General features: G+C 62.7%; 14 protein-coding genes. 7 read left to right on the top strand and 7 right to left on the bottom strand.

Annotation, left to right across the window (positions count from 1 at the left end; all coding sequences use genetic code 11):
• Positions 1-9 precede the first annotated feature (9 nt).
• Both IEW06_RS19050 and IEW06_RS19045 read right to left on the bottom strand, forming a co-directional pair.
• A complete protein-coding gene (locus IEW06_RS19050; protein ID WP_188548765.1) occupies positions 10-939 on the bottom strand; it encodes a DUF389 domain-containing protein in 930 nt (309 codons plus the stop codon).
• 187 nt (positions 940-1,126) lie between these two features.
• Positions 1,127-1,897 (bottom strand): alpha/beta fold hydrolase, encoded by a 771-nt coding sequence (locus IEW06_RS19045; RefSeq protein WP_187734489.1) that lies wholly within the window; start codon positions 1,895-1,897, stop codon positions 1,127-1,129.
• 388 nt (positions 1,898-2,285) lie between these two features.
• On the opposite strand from IEW06_RS19045, the gene IEW06_RS19040 reads away from it, so the two are divergent.
• Positions 2,286-2,705, top strand: coding sequence for a hypothetical protein (locus tag IEW06_RS19040; RefSeq protein ID WP_187734488.1), 420 nt, complete (start codon positions 2,286-2,288; stop codon positions 2,703-2,705).
• A gap of 15 nt (positions 2,706-2,720) precedes the next feature.
• Here IEW06_RS19040 and IEW06_RS19035 read toward each other — a convergent pair whose 3' ends face one another.
• Entirely contained in the window at positions 2,721-3,149 is a 429-nt protein-coding gene (locus IEW06_RS19035) for a hypothetical protein (protein ID WP_188548764.1), read from the bottom strand.
• 195 nt (positions 3,150-3,344) lie between these two features.
• On the opposite strand from IEW06_RS19035, the gene IEW06_RS19030 reads away from it, so the two are divergent.
• Positions 3,345-3,884 carry an RNA polymerase sigma factor gene (locus tag IEW06_RS19030; protein WP_223285018.1) on the top strand — a complete coding sequence of 180 codons (540 nt, stop codon included), beginning with the start codon at positions 3,345-3,347 and terminating at the stop codon, positions 3,882-3,884.
• 245 nt (positions 3,885-4,129) lie between these two features.
• Positions 4,130-5,086 carry an isoaspartyl peptidase/L-asparaginase family protein gene (locus IEW06_RS19025; RefSeq protein ID WP_188548763.1) on the top strand — a complete coding sequence of 319 codons (957 nt, stop codon included), beginning with the start codon at positions 4,130-4,132 and terminating at the stop codon, positions 5,084-5,086.
• A gap of 120 nt (positions 5,087-5,206) precedes the next feature.
• Here IEW06_RS19025 and IEW06_RS19020 read toward each other — a convergent pair whose 3' ends face one another.
• The gene (locus IEW06_RS19020; RefSeq protein ID WP_187734485.1) at positions 5,207-5,707 is read right to left on the bottom strand and encodes a thioredoxin family protein; all 501 of its coding nucleotides are present in this window, start codon (positions 5,705-5,707) and stop codon (positions 5,207-5,209) included.
• Between the two features lie 378 nt (positions 5,708-6,085).
• Between IEW06_RS19020 and IEW06_RS19015 the strand changes: the two genes are divergently transcribed.
• Together IEW06_RS19015 and IEW06_RS19010 are read left to right on the top strand one after the other, a co-directional pair.
• Positions 6,086-6,295 (top strand): cupin domain-containing protein, encoded by a 210-nt coding sequence (locus IEW06_RS19015; protein ID WP_188548762.1) that lies wholly within the window; start codon positions 6,086-6,088, stop codon positions 6,293-6,295.
• A 244-nt stretch (positions 6,296-6,539) separates the two neighbouring features.
• The gene (locus tag IEW06_RS19010) at positions 6,540-7,307 is read left to right on the top strand and encodes a DUF6503 family protein (protein WP_188548761.1); all 768 of its coding nucleotides are present in this window, start codon (positions 6,540-6,542) and stop codon (positions 7,305-7,307) included.
• A gap of 113 nt (positions 7,308-7,420) precedes the next feature.
• Here the strand turns inward: IEW06_RS19010 and IEW06_RS19005 are convergent, their stop codons facing one another.
• On the bottom strand, positions 7,421-8,551 hold the full coding sequence (locus tag IEW06_RS19005) for a flavin monoamine oxidase family protein (protein WP_188548760.1): 1,131 nt from the start codon (positions 8,549-8,551) through the stop codon (positions 7,421-7,423).
• A 575-nt stretch (positions 8,552-9,126) separates the two neighbouring features.
• On the opposite strand from IEW06_RS19005, the gene IEW06_RS19000 reads away from it, so the two are divergent.
• Both IEW06_RS19000 and IEW06_RS18995 read left to right on the top strand, forming a co-directional pair.
• Positions 9,127-10,500, top strand: coding sequence for a T9SS type A sorting domain-containing protein (locus tag IEW06_RS19000; protein ID WP_229743185.1), 1,374 nt, complete (start codon positions 9,127-9,129; stop codon positions 10,498-10,500).
• A gap of 260 nt (positions 10,501-10,760) precedes the next feature.
• The gene (locus IEW06_RS18995) at positions 10,761-11,543 is read left to right on the top strand and encodes a DUF5602 domain-containing protein (protein ID WP_187734477.1); all 783 of its coding nucleotides are present in this window, start codon (positions 10,761-10,763) and stop codon (positions 11,541-11,543) included.
• Positions 11,544-12,978: 1,435 nt separating this feature from the next.
• Here the strand turns inward: IEW06_RS18995 and IEW06_RS20800 are convergent.
• Together IEW06_RS20800 and IEW06_RS18990 are read right to left on the bottom strand one after the other, a co-directional pair.
• Entirely contained in the window at positions 12,979-13,203 is a 225-nt protein-coding gene (locus IEW06_RS20800) for a DUF6122 family protein (protein ID WP_229743179.1), read from the bottom strand.
• Between the two features lie 85 nt (positions 13,204-13,288).
• Entirely contained in the window at positions 13,289-13,912 is a 624-nt protein-coding gene (locus IEW06_RS18990; protein WP_187734475.1) for a DUF2911 domain-containing protein, read from the bottom strand.
• Between the last annotated feature and the right edge of the window lie 123 nt (positions 13,913-14,035).

Raw genomic sequence — 14,035 nt, 5'->3', positions numbered from 1 at the left:
TAGTTCTACCTAGACGAGGGGCTGGCGGCGGTGCACCAGGCGCTGCTTAAGCCACAGAAAGGGAATACCCAAGGCCAGAATAAAGCCCCAGTCCGCCCCGAAGCGCTCCAGTCCCTCCAGGGCCAGATCCAAGCGTCCCACGGCCAGCCCGGCCCCGATGAGCGCCGCGGCCGGAATAAAGGCCATGGCAATCAGCGGGCCGGCCTGAAAGCTGCGTCGGTAGGCGGCCAAAATCACCACGCCCGCCAGCGCCCCGGCCCCGGCCAGCAACAACTCCAGCAGCTTGGGGTGGGCCAGGTGCTGCACCTCCGGGTTCGTGGCCAGCTGCTCGCCCGAGGCCTCGCCCGCGGCCACCAACGCGAGCATGGTCAGGGCCGCGGCCACCACCAGCACGGCGTAGCCGGCCAGCGCGGAGCGGACTCCGCGCTGGACCAGGGACCAGTGCCGGAGCACCAGGCCCAGGGGCACTTTAGTCATTGGGTCAAAGCCCGGGGCGATAATGGCCGACGCCACGAAGGCCACGGCCTGGGGCACCGGCTCGGACACGAGGCCAATGGCGGCCACGATGCCGCCCAGGCCCATCAAGAGCAGGTAGTTGGTGGTGATGCGGCCCTGGTGGCGCAACCCGCTTTCCATCTCCTCCCAGATGGCCTCGTCCCGGTCATCATCGACGGCCTGGTGCTGGGCGGGGGCAATGAAGCTGGTGACTTCGGTGGTCACGATACTGAGGGCCGCCGGGTTGGAGACGGCGGCGCGGGCGCGACGCAGCACCTCATCGGCCCCGCGGTTGAGCACCTGCACGGTCACCACGTCGCCCACGGGCTTGCGGGCGGCTCCGCGCTGCACGCTCAGGCCAATCACCTCGTCTAGGGGTTCTAACTCGCGCAGAAGGGCATCAGTAGCGTCAGGGGGGAGCGTCAGGGCGAGGGTGCGGTGCATGGTCAGGGGATAGGAACTCAACGCGGAGGTTGCGTTCGGGGAAGCCTTCCTGTACGTACACCCGGGGTTTGCGTTGGGTCCGGTTCGGGCAGAGAGCCCATTCAAAACAACGCACGCGGCCGCACGTGCCCTTACCAGCAGGTCACTCCCCCCCGGCCCCTTGGAACCTGGCCACTAACGGGCTACGCTACCTGCCGACCTCGGGGCGGAAGGCCGCCTCCACGAGTTGGCGCACGGCCCGGCGCGTGTCGCGGGGCCGCTCCACAAACCCGAGGTGGCCCACGCCCGCCAGCCAGACCACCGTGCAGTAGTCGGGCAGCAAGCTTTCCGCGTGGGTTTTCTCCGGCGGGACGGCCCGGTCGTCCTTGCCGGCAATAAACAAGACCGGGTAGGTGGCCTTTTCCAGCACGGCGCGCCGATCCGGGCGCTGCCCTATCGCGTCCAAGCTGCCCAGCGCCACGGCTAAGGGCACGGCCGCGGCGATTGCTTGCAACTGCTGCACCTCGTGGGTTAAGGATTCACGGTGGGTGGGCGAGAGCTGCGGCTGGAGAAACTCGTCCGCGTAGGCGGCCACGCCGTGCTCCTGCAGAAAGGTGCGGTTGCGGGTCCGCCGCTCAAGGTCCTCTTCGTTGTCGGGCAGGGCCGAAGAGTGAAACAAGCCTAACCCGGCGACCAGGCCAGGGTACTGCTCGGCAAAGGCTAGGGCCACGTAGCCGCCCATGCTGTGGCCCACCAGTACGGCCCGGCTCACGCCCGCCGCGGCTAACGTGGCTCGTAGCGCCTCGGCCGCCGCTTCCAGGCTGTAGTCGGTGGCCGCATGCGTGGGGTCGTAGCCGGGCAGAGCCGGCGTGAGCACCTGGTAGTCGGCAAAATGGTCGCCAATAAAGGCCGACCAGATGGCGGGGCTTTCCAGGTAACCGTGTAGGAAGATAACGGCGGACAAGGGGGTGGTAGCCATAGACCCGGCAGTACGCCGAAAGACTGCCCCCCGTTGAAGCAGCGGTAGGAAAGCTGGCTTGTATTGCCCGGGAACGGCCGCGCGTACCAACGACCTGTTTTCTGCTTCCTGGGCACACCGCCAGGCCAGACATACGAAGCCGTAGCCTCTGCCGGCGCTGGGGTGGGGTGGCGTGCCAGGCAGCACATGGACTGCTCCTCCCCCGAACGTAAGCCTGTTATACCCGGCCTCGTAGGCCACCACTGGGCTTGCGCCCCTGGCTCGAGCTGGCTGGTTTGCGGAAAAATCCCTTGCTTTGCTTCCCGCTGCCTGTTGCCCGTCTCGCGGGCTGTTGCTTCTGTCCTGGGTCTGCTCCCGCCCCTTCCACCCGCCCTTCATTGCCTTTCGGATGATTCCACTCGCTACACCGAAACTGTATTTTGAAAACCCCGTGGGCCGTGTGCTCGAACACCCCGACGGCTACGTGATTTTCCAGTACCAGCCGGGCAAGCGCAAACTCGCCGAGCTGCAGGCCCTGCTCACCCACACCCGCAACCTGCTTGTGCGCAACCGGTGGCACCGCCTGCTCGGCGACCAGCGCCTGATGGCCCCCTTCACCGAGGAAGAGAGTGCCTGGATCGTGGACTACTGGCTCGACCATTCCCGGCAAGGACCGCAAGGGCTCTACGGGGCCGTCCTGTTGGCCAACGATGTGTTCGCCCGCCTCTCCAACGATCAGGTCATGCACGAAGCGAAAACGGCAGCCCTGACCTACCGCGTCTTCGACCGCGAAGAAACGGCCGTGGCCTGGCTGCGGCAGCTGGCCTAGCGGCCGCGTTATCCGTTAGCGCAGCCGCGTGCTCAGCCAGTGCATGGCCTGCCCCTCGTCGTCAAACAAGCGAATGTCGTAGGGCCGCGCGGGGTCCGTGCTGTAGGCCACGTGTTTCTGGTGCTCCGGGTCAGTGCGGTATAGCTCCGTCAAGGACGGCGAGCTAAGCACCGCCATCCGCAGCCGGTGGGGGCTCAACCGCGCCACCGCCCCCGGGTAAAATACGTGACTCACCCAGGCACTCAGCGCGGCCGGGGCTGCCTCCCGGCGGCGTACGTCTAGCAGCCAGTCGGTGCAACGGCTCGCCTCGGCCGCGTCCAGCATCTGAGCGTAGTCCGCTTGCACCACCTCCACCGCCGCATGGGTGTGCCACCGCACGACCAGCACGTTCAGGTCCGGACGAAAGGTAATCGTGCGCGTAGGCAGGCTGAGGGGAGAGTACATAGCAGTAAAAGTACGCGGGCCGGGAATTGAAGGCCAACCTTTTTCAGCGTCTCCGCGGGGACGTCTACCGACCTAGCAGTCGCCTTGGTCGATTTATGCGCCCCTTTTCCATTAGCGCGCCGGTACCAGCCCCAGGGGCGGCGGTGACCTTGTATGGGGCGTTCGCGTACACAGGCTCCACCCCCGCCCACCCCCATGTTGCCGTCCTCAGAGTCGGCGCTGCTCGAGCGCCTCTACGCCCGCGATCCCTCCGCCATGGTCGACTTCTACGACCGCTATGGCGCGGCGATGTACGGCCTGCTGCGGCGCCTGCTGCGCGACGATGCTCTAGCCGAAGACCTACTGCAGGAAGCGTTGGTCAAGATCTGGCAGCAGTTCCCGACTTACCAGGCGGCCAAAGGTAGCCTATTCACCTGGGCCCTGACGCTATGCCGCAACCTGGCCCTGGATCAGCTGCGCAGCCGCCGCGCCCACCAGGCCCGCCAGACCCAGTCCCTGGAGGGCAGCCCCGCCCTGGCCCACGCCAGCGCCGGTTTTCAACCCGAGCATGTCGGGGTGCGAGAACTGGTCGCCCAACTGCCGCCGGCCCAGCGCCAGTTGCTCGAGCTGCTCTACGTCGAGGGTTACACCGTGCGCGAGGCGGCGCAGGAACTGGAACTACCTTTGGGCACGGTCCGGACTCGCACCCGCGCGGCCCTGCGCAGCTTGCGCCACGCGGCTGGCCAAGGGGGCTAACGGGTATGCCGTGGTCGGCAGCATCACCAGCCGTAAGTGGAAGATAGGCAGCCGGATGGGTAAGCGCGTGGGTCCGTTGAAAGGGGTGGACCTGAGTTCTAGGAGGAGCTGCTGGAGCGACGGACCCAGCGCATCTGCTGGCGGCAAACCCAACAGGCGGTCATAGCTCCTATCTTGCCGTCCCTAGTGCCGGCGTTTGAGCGCCCGTACACCAGTCTTTATTCTCCCCACCTTCCGCTCTTCTTATGCCCTCTCCTTCTTTCTACCCCGCCACCCTGCTGCTGCACGGCGGCTCGGGCCGGCTGCATCCCCCCGGCACGCCCTTTCCCCAGCAGGCCGCCTACACCCGCACCCTAAGCGAGGCCGCCCACGCGGGGTATGCCGTACTTACTAGTGGCGGCACGAGCCTGGACGCGGTCGAAACCAGCCTGCAGCTGCTCGAGGACTCGCCCTTGTTTAACGCGGGCCGGGGCTCAGTGTTCTCCCGGGCCGGGGTGAACGAGATGGACGCGGCCCTGATGGACGGCGCGACGCTGCGGGCCGGGGCCGTGGCAGGGGTGCGCACGGTGAAAAACCCCATCACGGCCGCCCGCGCCGTGCTCGAGCGCTCGCCCTACGTGCTACTCACGGGGGCCGGGGCCGACGAGTTCGCCGCCCATATGGGGCTGGAAACGGCCCCTGCGGCTTGGTTTCGCACCGAGGAGCGCTGGCAGCAGTGGCAGGCGCTGCAAGGGGGCGCTGCTCCCGGTTCGACGCGCTGGGACGTTGACCTCCCCGCCACGAAGTATGGGACCGTAGGGGCCGTCGCCCTCGACCAGGCCGGCCACCTGGCGGCCGGCACCTCCACCGGGGGCATGCTCAATAAGGCCTACGGTCGGGTTGGGGATTCTCCCCTGATTGGGGCGGGCACCTATGCCAACCACGGCTGCGCCGTGTCCGGCACGGGCCACGGGGAGTACTTCATCCGCCACGCGGTCGCCCACGATATTGCCGCCATAGTGGAGTATACAGGCTTAGGCGTGCAGGAAGCGGCGCAGCAAGTCATCGACAAAGTAGCCCGGGCGGGGGGGCGAGGGGGCGTTATTGCCCTCGACTGGCAGGGGCACGCAGCGATGCCCCACAGCACGGAGGGGCTGTTTTGGGCCTTGGTCAGCGCCGATGGCCGGGCCGAAACCAACGTCTGCCATATGATCATTGAATAACGGGGTCGGCTGGGCCCACGAAGCTTTCCGGTGGTCAAGCCTGACTGCAAAGTGGGTAAAACCAGGCCGTTACTTGCGCCAGCCAAGGATAACACACAGTGCGGGCAAGCACGCCGGTAGCTACGGCCCGGCCTCCGGCGCCACCTTATCCAAGGCGGGGGTGAGTTGCTCGGCTTTGATAAGCCCGGGCCAGCGCCCGCGCACCTGTAAGTGCTCATCCAGGAGCACGAGGGTGGGATAGGCTATCTGTCCGCGCTCGTCGCGGGCCAGGGCCAGGGCCAGCGCATGCACCCCGCGGCCGGGACCCGTGGGCTGAAACGTGAACGTGTGCCCCAGCAACCGGACCGGCTCGGGGCTTTCCGCGTTCAGGGCCACGGCGTAAAAACGGGCATTCAAGCGGTCGGCTACGCGTTGATCCTGGAAGGTCGTCAGCTCCTGCAACTTGCAGTAGCGGCATGAGGGCGTGTAGATGTTTACGAGCACGGGCCGGGGCCGTACCCGCAGGCTATCGGCCAGGTCTTGGGGCGCGAGCCAGCGGATAACCCCAGGCTTTGGCGGGTGGCTGCTGCCTAACGTTAGCAGCAGCGACAATAGAAGGAAAGCCCGGAAGGGAAGCAACATAACCCGAGGTTCTGTCCGTCAACACACGGGGGAGCGGTAGCCGGCGATAGCTTCCTTACCGCTTAGAGGTAAATAAGTTTAGATTAGCCTAAATATTATTTACAAATAGCCTAAACCTCTTTCATTATGCTTTTCACCCGGTGGTAGTAATTATCTTCGAATGACTACCTGGTCAAAGGCTATGCGGGTTCCAGTCTTCACTCCGGGCACCCTAGCTGCCGCGTCCCCCAGCCATTTCCAGCCTAGGGCTGGAGGCCAGCTTACCGGTTCATCTGCTTGATACCCCGTCCTTCGGACCCTGCTTCGCGTACTAGTTGGAGCCGTACCGGGGTGACCGTTTGCCTGGTATAACAACCGTTATAACAAAAAGCATAGCATATGACACAGGTAACCAGTGTAGAGCGCGCGGCCGCGCCGTGGGAGCGGGTGAGCGACGGGGTGGACAAGCAGGTCTTACGGGCCGAGGGGGGCGACTCGCGGGTACTCTTGCGCCTCGCCGCCGGGCAGGGCTACCCCGTGCATGCGCATGCCGTGCCCGATGAAGTGTTCGTGGTAGAGGGCACGTACGTGGACCCAGGAGTAGCGTAGGAACGCGTGTTTGGGCCAGGCTCCTATCTGTATTATCCGGCCGGCACCGAGCATCAAGCCACCAGCCCCACGGGCTGCACGATTCTGGTCTGGAGCACCAAGCCCCTGGTACCCGAGGCGGGCTAGCCGGTTAGGCCGCCAACGGAAGCGAGGAAGAAGCGTAGGGTAAACAGGCTCCGTTCTTTATGCAGGAGTTATTTACTAAGAGCTCCCCGCTTACTCCTCTTTTCCCTGCTTTCCCGCCATGATGCCCAAACTGCTGTTTTTCCTCGCTCTAACCTTGCTCCCGGCTGCTCCGGCCCCACCCCTGACGGGTCCTCAACTGGTGCAGCAGTCCATTGCCTACCACGACCCGCAAGGAAAATGGCCTACGTTGCGCACGCGGCTGTTTTTCCAGTCGACTTCGGCCGCGGGCCAAGCCAGCACCTTTGAAGTGGAGCTGGACAATGCCACCGGCTATTTCTGCCACATCAGCCACCCCGGGGGGCGCGAAGTCGTCAAGGGCGTGGTCAACGGGCAAGAGGTCCTACTGCTCGATGGCCAACCCCACTTCACCGCGGCCGAGCAAAAACAGTATCGGCTGGTGGCCGGGGCGGTGCAGGCTGCGCGCAACTTCTACACCTATCTCTACGGCCTGCCCATGAAGCTGCGTGACGCCGGCACGCGGGTGGCCGCCGAAGCCCCCCAGCAATCGCTACGCGGCAAGACCTACCCCACCGTACAGGTCAGCTACGACCCGGCCGTGGGCCAGGACACCTGGTCCTTCTACCTGGACCCGCGCACCTCTGCGCTGCGGGCCTACCGCTTTTCCCACAATAAAGAGCCCAACGACGGCGAATACGTGCTGCTCGACCAAGAGCTGACCGTGAAGGGGGTCAAGCTACCGAAAACGCGCAAGTGGTACCTGAATAAGGACGACTCCTTCTTGGCCACGGACTTGCTGCTCAAAGCCGAGCCCTTGACCAGCCGCCGACTACCGACGCCCGGGCCGGTTGGGGCAACCAAAAACTAGGAGACCGCCAGAGGCCCGCTCACGTGGTGGCCCTGCGTCAACGCCCACACCGCCAGCGCTCCCGGTAGGCGCATTCGCCGGGAGCGCCGCTCTTGTTCGGACGTAGCTACGGCCTAACCGGTGGTTAGTTGCCGCAGCACTTGCGCGGCCGCATAGCGTCCCGATTCCACCGCCCCGTCGAGTCGTCCCCACTCGCTGACGGACGTTTCGGCTCCGGCCCAGTGCAGCCGGCCCGCCCAGGCCGGCTGCCGCAGCAGCGCGGGGCCCTGCAGGGGCACCGACCGGGGGGGCTGCTCGTCGCCCGGCCCGCTGGTAAGCGGATCCCGGGCCCAGTCCCACTCGTGGTAAGCCAGCGGGGCGGCGGCCGGGGCCCCGAAGAGGAGCTCGAGTTGGGCGAGCACCGCTGCGCGCCGCGCCGCGAGGGGGGCAGCGCGCAGCGGATGGGGCGCGGCAAAGAAGCCGAACAGCGCGCCGGGAGCCCCACCTGCAGGCGAGGCATCGTGCACTTCCGTCAGCGGGCCGGTCTGGCTGACGGCAAACCCCGACCAGCCCTGCGCCCGCCAGAAGGGCTGCTCGTACACCACCACGCTTTTCATGGCGTGGCTCATCCAGGTCGGCACTTCCCGCAACGTCTGCTGCAGGGCCGCGGGCAGGGAGGGCGTAAAGGAAATGCACTGCGCCACCAGCCGCGGAGGCAGCGCCAGGACCACGGCCGCGGCGGGGTATGTGTGCGTGGCCACGCCCTGCTCCACCTGAACGGCTACTCCTTGGCCGGGAACCAGCAGCCGAAGCTGCGTAACGCGGGTGTTCAGTTGCAAACATTCCGCCGGCAGCCGCCCCGCCAGGGTGCGGCAGAGCACCGCTGCCCCGCCCGCGAAGCGCCGATAGCCCGCCGAGCCGGCCGGCTGAGCCAGCCGGTGCACGCCCTGCCGGGTCTGGTAGGCCGTGGCCCCGGCACTGGGCTGCCTAAACGAGGGGATACCCAGCTCGCCCAGCAGCTGTAGCAGGTACGGATGGTGGGCCCAGCCCCAGGTGGCGCCTAGGTCGAGTAGGTCATTCTCTCCCTTCGCCGGCAAGGCTGGAACAGCCCAGGTCCGTCCGCCAACCCGGTCCCGGGCCTCTAGGATCCGAACCGGCATGCCGGCGGCCAGCAGAACATGGGCCGCGGTCAGGCCAGCGAGCCCGGCCCCCACGATGAGCACGGGCTGGGGGGCGGCAGCGGGAAACGGAAGAGTAGAGGTCATACGCAGCAAAAAGCCGGGTCGAAGGTACGGCTTCCCGGTGGACCCGCCCACGTCGCGCCGCGCAGGGCCTGGCCTCCTGGCAAGGGGAGTCTAAGGACCCGACAGGAGAGGGTCAGGTCCTGAAAAGTTGGTTAGCATAAGGGCCGTGGCTGTTGCAAAACGCCCAACGGTGCAGGTCTTACGTCGCCTCAGCGACGAGAAGAGGTTAGCAAGCCCCAAGGGAGGTCCCTGGTTGACAGCGGATGAAGCCTGAATAGCCGGTTGGCAGCCTACAGCCAGACTTTTGCAACAGCCACGGCCCTTCTTGGACAGCAATAAGTCTGCAAGGAGCACCTTATCCACACCAGTCAGTAGCTGTCAACCCTAGCTTGCCGCCACTCCCCTCTTTTATACAAGCCAAAGGTTAAGCGCTACTAGCTCGCGCCGCCGCGCCGTGAAGCAAGGGATGAAACCCAGACTAGGCAAAGTCATACTTAATATTATTAAATCATTTCTTTATATTGTTCTAGTATTACATCTTTTGTTTCGGTTCCTTCCCAGCCTATCGGTTGGCTGGGCTAACGTCCTGGCTCGTGATGAACCCCCCTGCTCTTCTGCACGCTTCCGCGCTTCGACGGAAGCATTTGCTCGGTTGGACTGGGCTGCTGCTCCTGCTGCTGCTGGCCGCTTCCCCAGTCCGGGCGCAAGCGCCGCCGTGGGCCACGGCGGTGGCCCTCAGCCTAGCCCCCACCCCGAACGGCTTCTCCCAGGTCCAGGCCCTAGCGCTCGACGAAAGTGGGAACGTGTATTTGGCCGGCTCGTTCGCGGGCACGATTATGGTGGGAGCGACGACGTTGACCAGTGCGGGCGAGGAGGATGTGTTGGTGGCGAAGTGGAACAGCGCGACGAGTAGCTTTAGCTGGGTCCAGCGCGCGGGGGGGGAGTACGGGGACAGGGCGATGGCCCTGGCCGTGCGGGGGGCGGAGGTGTATGTCACCGGCTACTTTGGCTTTTTGGACTTTCCGGTCGGGACGTCGACTGCCCGCTTTGGTCCTGTTGCGCTGACGAGCGCCGGCGGCGGGGACATTTTTGTGGCCAAACTCACGGAGGCGGGCAACAGCAGTAGCTTTACCTGGGCCGAGCAAGCGGGCGGGCCGACCGATGATTGGGCGCTGGCGCTGGCCCTGGGCGAGTCCGCGGTGTATGTCACTGGCAGCTTCGAGGGGTCGACCGCCCGCTTTGGGAGTAGCAGCCTGAGTAGTGCCGGCGCCTCCGATGTGTTCGTCACTAAGCTAACGGATAGTGGGCCCAGTGGCCGCGTTGCCTGGGTGCAGCAAGTCGGCGGGCCGGGAAGCGATATTGCGCAGGCGCTGGCTGTCCGCGGATCCACCGTGTATATCGGGGGTGGGTTTACGAGCACGCCGGCCCGCTTTGGTACTAGCAGTCTGAGCAGTGCCGGCTTCTCCGACGTATTCGTCACTAAGCTCACGGATGAGGGACCTAGTGGCCGCTTTATGTGGGTGCAGCAAGCCGGGGGGGAGTCGTTTGATGCAAGCACCGCTTTGGCCGTGCAGGGGGGCACGGTGTATGTGGCGGGCGTGATCGGTGGCCCGGCCGATTTTGGTCCCATCCCCCTGCTTAGCCCGCCGAATACGGGCACCGGCTTCCTGGCCACGCTCCCCGATGGCCTTCCGCTGGCTACGGCCGACGCCGACCCAGGGGCCGAGGCCCTGAGCCTGTACCCCAATCCGGCCCAGGGAAGTACGACCGTGCGGTTGCCCCCGAGCCGAAGCCCCACCACGCTCACCCTGCTGGATGCGCGGGGCCGGGTCGTGTGGACCCGTACGGTGGCCCCCTCCGCGAAAGCCCACGCCACTGGGCTAGACCTGCATAGCCTCGCGCCCGGCATCTACGCCGTGCAGATTCAGACAACGGGCATCCGCGCCGTGCGCCGCCTAGCCCGGCACTAAGCCCGGGTTGTCGGTCGCCCGGGCCTCCTCACGCAAGCCCCCGGCACGCCTCCGACAGAAACAGCCCAGCACCTGCCCGGGTCCGTTTTTACGGGCGCCTTATTGCTGGCAGTTCCTCTTTCAACCGAACCGCACAAACCCTAGGAAGCTCCACAGCTTAGCTACACCTTGCTCCCTGGCCTGTCCGGATACTTCTTCCGGCAGCATCTTCTGACTGCCTACTTTCCATTCACTTACCCCCACGTTAACCCATTCCTACGATGAAACGCTTAGTACACGCTCTGTTCTTCTTGGCCAGCAGTCTGCTGCTTCCTTCCTGTGACCTTTTGGAAGACTACGGGCTCCAGCCCAAGCCGCGGCTCACCGTGTACCGGGGCCCCTCGGTGAAGGTCGGCAACGGACAAGCCACGGCCTGGATCTCCGTCAACGCCCGGCAGGAACCAATTGAACTAGGGTTAGAACTCACCAATGAGGCCCTATACAACTTGCCCCCGACCAACTTTGGCGTGGATGAAATACCCCTGCCGGAGCAGGCCAAAGCGCTTACCCCCTTCGACCATATTCAGCTGGGGTGGTCGGCCCAAGGCCATCCGGTGCAGGGTCCGAATGGTCCGATTCCATTTGGTCCGCACTATGATACGCGCTTTTACATGACCTCGCGGGCCGAACGGCAGGCCATCCCAGCCGGCGCGGATCCCACTGCCCGGTTTAACGTGCTGCCCCCCGCCGGCTATCTGCCCGCCCCGTATCGCGCTGTCTTAGGGGACCTACCGGGGTTAGGCCGGCACTGGGGCGATGCACAGGCGTTCGCGGGCATGACTCATACCATGGTGTTAGGGACGTATAACGGCCAGTATACGTTTATGGTCCCCAACGTGCTCCTCGAGGAGCTGCGCAGCGGCAACCGCACCTCTACCCCGTTTGCGCAGCCTCTCTACTTTCAGGAGACCAACACGTATTATCCCACCACGTATAATATCTATGCCACGGGGACAGCGCCCCAAACCCACCATATCACGTTGAGCGGGTTTGTCCGCCGCTGACCGCGGGGTTCTTCTGGCCGGAATTATCCGAAGGAAGGGAGCAGTTCCCTCTCTGTTAATGCTCCTTCCCCTTCCGCCAGTAACGGTAACGCACACGCTTCCGCTTCTTCCGCAGCGGCTGGGCCGGTAGGCTGGTTGCGCGCGCCGGAAAGGGCACTAGCGCTGGCGTAGCGAGCCGAAAGGTAGCCCCCAGAAAAGGAGGCCCAGTACAACTGAACCTCCTTGCTATCCCAGGCTGCTGATTAGGGCAACCGGTAGTAACGTGGTATCACCACACGCGCAGTCGTTACTGTGCCCGCCGCCAGCCGACGACAGAAGAACTCGCCCTTAGGCAGGTCCGCGCGCGACAGCTCTACCTCTTTCTCTTGCTCGGCGTCCGTCGCTTAGTCGAAGCGGGGCGTGACCAGGCGGCCGGCATAGGTATAGCGGTGCAGGTGGGTACGCCCCGCCGACAAGGAGGCCTTTCCTCAACACCGAGCTAGGCGATGTTGTAGGCACGGCTAAACAGGATTTTAGGGGCAGTAGGGAAGCTCCAAACGCTCCACCTTCGTCTTGTTTTCGTCGCTAAACATAAGAGTAGTGGCTGTTGCAAAAGTCTGGCAGTAGCTGCAAACAGATCAGTGAGTCCCCTCGGCAGCCAACAAGGAACGCTCCTTCAGTCTTTTTTGCCGCTAGTTGTCGCCAAAGCAACCTCATGGATTCCCTGTTGGGTGTTTTGCAACAGTCACAGTAGTTATACCCGCCGTCTGGGAAAAGTGGTAGATTTAGATCGCCCAATGGGAGTATTAGAAAATATGGTTTATTACCCATGCAGCCTGTAGTTCCCCTCGCTCAACGCTTGTGGAGTCCGTGGAGTTTGCTGCTGCTTGTGAGTGCGTTTATGGCCGTGATGATGAGTTTGGTCCAACACAATAGTTATCACGCACGACAAGTAGCGCAGGCAGGTCAGACCGTATCCGTTGACGTGGTAAGTAGAAATATGGGGTATAGCAATAAGAGCAAACGCTATTATATCCACTTTTGCTACCATGGCCAAGCGCACTCTATTCTCGTTACTCGGTCCTACTGGCAGCAAGTGAGCGGGCGCCGTGCTATCCCGCTGTTTCACTCTGCCGCTTATCCTGACCTCTTCGTCGCGCCCGGATCCTTTGATCTGCAGTCAGGAGAGTGGACGTCAGGGTTTCTCCTTATCGGCTTATTCCTCTCTGCGGGTGCCTATAGTGGGTGGAAGCTGGTCAACAATGAGTTGTAAACCGCTTTACTCCTCACCATAAGGACCGATAAGCCCTTCTTATCAGTCCTTATCGCGGGTAGTTGATCAGGGCTTACGCATCAAACCTAGCGAAGTGCCTTTGCGGCGCTAGTGCCGTTTTACCATCAGCTATAGCATTCAGGTTTTCGAACTCAGTATGCTCTCACAAGCTAGAAAAGAAGTCTAGAATTTTTGATGCGTACGCCCTGGTCCATACACGGGGATAAGCCAGTATTGGTGCAGCAGGTGATACCCTACGCTGCACCGGTTGGGATCAACAATTGGATTGGCCAGCAGGTGGTCGAAGTCTATCAGGATCCCTGCCAGCAGCAACCAGGTGGCTCGCTTGAATATTGACTGATAGAACAACCACGCAATAGCCAATGGAACAACCACAGGCAGCACCATATGTAACAGGAAAGCGCCGCTCATGCCAGTACTTTTGCCTATCTAGGAAATGAACTCTAACTGTTTGCCCTTGCCACCATACTTATTAGAAGTTCGTGCTTACTGGCAAGGAAACTTGGACTTTCTCCCAAGAAATGGTGATTGCTCCTTCTTCGGTAGTAGTAGCATGTATCTCGTACTTAAGTCTTTCCTGGTGTTGATCAAGCGTTTTCGGCTTTACCTTTACCCGCAGAACGTCTTTTTTCTGATCATAGTCATCTGCCAGGTGTTGCTCATAATCTTTGTTCAGGATGATGGTCCACTCTTCTCTCCCCGGTATAGTGAATAAGGCATAAGTACCTGCTGCCACTTCCTTTCCGTCAATTTTTACTGCCTTATCAAACTTGACAGCAGTTGCTTTGTGTGCCCCGGTCACCCATACTTGGTCAAATGCTACTAGTCCGCCCCAGATTGTCCGATCTTTCACACCCGGTGAGTGATAGTTAATTTGCACGTTGGCCTTGCCTATCTTTCCGGTGGTTTCTGACGGAATACTTTTCTTGATGGTATCTGGCTGAGATTCCGTAGAGGCAGAGATTTGTTCCTTATCATCTGATTTTGTAGTCAGCTTGGCCTGGGTTTCATCTCTGTGTTGGCTGGGATTGTTACAGCTTACAGCTGCTACAACGGCCAAAGCACCTGCCAATAGGGTTAAATATGTTGTCTTCATTATTTGTTGATGGTTACCAAAATATTCTCCAGGTGAATGTCTGAAAGTTTTTTAAGGCTCTCGGTTAGAAAAGCTTTGTCCAAGTGTTCCAGCGAAGCGGTGTCAGACAGGGGTTCAAAATTT

Origin of the sequence: Hymenobacter qilianensis, assembly GCF_014638675.1 — a bacterium.
Taxonomy (GTDB): domain Bacteria; phylum Bacteroidota; class Bacteroidia; order Cytophagales; family Hymenobacteraceae; genus Hymenobacter; species Hymenobacter qilianensis.
Note: the sequence above shows the minus strand (reverse complement) of the source record. Positions and strands in the feature narration are given on the sequence as shown.